The following is a 1,196-nucleotide window of genomic DNA, read 5'->3' as shown; positions in this document are numbered from 1 at the left end:
AACGGCTCGGCAATTTTGTTGCGTCACGCCGGGTTCAGCGGTAGAGCCCGGCCGGCGAAGGTATTTCCCGCCAGATTTCCTGCATTACGCGCCCTGCGGACGCACGAATCCCAACGTTCTCAGCCGCGTCAGGTTGTAGGCCGCCATCGTCAGCGTGAGCAACTGATCAACTTTCTCCAAGCCTCTCACCATCACCTGCCGGATCGGCCCGATCCGTTTGCCCCAGCCGAAGCACTGTTCGATGCATTTCCGTTTGCGCTGGCTCAGTGCGTAACCGAGATGCCGCGTCGTCCGACCATCGATTGCACTTCCGCCGGTGCGCTTCGTGTTGCGTGCGACGTGCGGCGTCACGTTGTATTCGCGGCAGGCCTTCACAAATCCACGCGTGTCGTACGCCTTGTCTGCGCCCACCGTAATACGCACGTCCGAACCCGACACATCGCGCAGCATGTCCGTCGCCACTTTGCGTTCCGCTCGGCCATTCGCCTCGCTGGCCTGAACGTTCACGACCAGACCGTGCCGGTTATCCGTCAGCACATGGCCCAGGTAACTCGGCAAGGCTGGCGCGGCATTGCTCTTGCGATAGAGCCGGCTCTCACCGTCGCTCTTCGATTCGTGCGTTTCATTACTGCGCGATTCGCCATGCCAATTGTCAGGCGGACGATCATCGTCCCCGCCATCCTTGCGCCGGATGCTCTTGTGGCTGGCCCACGCATGGATCAAGGTGCCGTCCACACTGAAGTGCTCGCCCGACAGCAAGCCGCGTTTATGCGCCGTTTCCACCGTCGCGTTGAACAGGTCAGTCACTGCGTCGAACTCGATCAGTCGATCCCGGTTCTTGCTGAACACCGAGTGATTCCACACCGCGTCTTCGATCGACAGGCCGACGAACCAACGGAACAAAAGGTTGTACGAGATCTGCTCGACCAGTTGCCGCTCGCTGCGAATGCTGTATAGCACCTGAAGTAGCATCGCCCGCATCAGCTTCTCCGGCGCAATGCTCGGCCGACCGCCTTTGATGTCCGCTTCGTACATCGCCGAGAACTTGGCATCCATATTCGACAGCGCCTCGTTCATCCAAGTCCGGATCGGGCGCAGCGGATGCGTTTGCGGTACGAACTCCTCCAGTCTGACTGTACTGAACAGGGATTCGTTGTAGCTGTCGGTGCCTCGCATGCTGCCTTCGTGCCTTGGGA

General features: G+C 60.1%; 1 protein-coding gene. It reads right to left on the bottom strand.

Features of this window, described 5'->3' with window-relative positions:
• Positions 1–84 precede the first annotated feature (84 nt).
• Positions 85–1,176, bottom strand: coding sequence for an IS5 family transposase (locus DIE13_RS32490; RefSeq protein ID WP_108064617.1), 1,092 nt, complete (start codon positions 1,174–1,176; stop codon positions 85–87).
• Between the last annotated feature and the right edge of the window lie 20 nt (positions 1,177–1,196).

The sequence above is a fragment of the Burkholderia sp. Bp9016 genome, assembly GCF_003857765.1.
Classification (GTDB): domain Bacteria; phylum Pseudomonadota; class Gammaproteobacteria; order Burkholderiales; family Burkholderiaceae; genus Burkholderia.
The sequence above is the reverse complement of the archived record's forward strand: the minus strand, read 5'-3'. Positions and strand labels throughout refer to the sequence as shown.

Excerpts from the sequence above, each read along its gene's own strand:
- DIE13_RS32490 (WP_108064617.1), bottom strand. The coding sequence starts at position 1,176 with ATGCGAGGCACCGACAGCTACAACGAATCCCTGTTCAGTACAGTCAGA.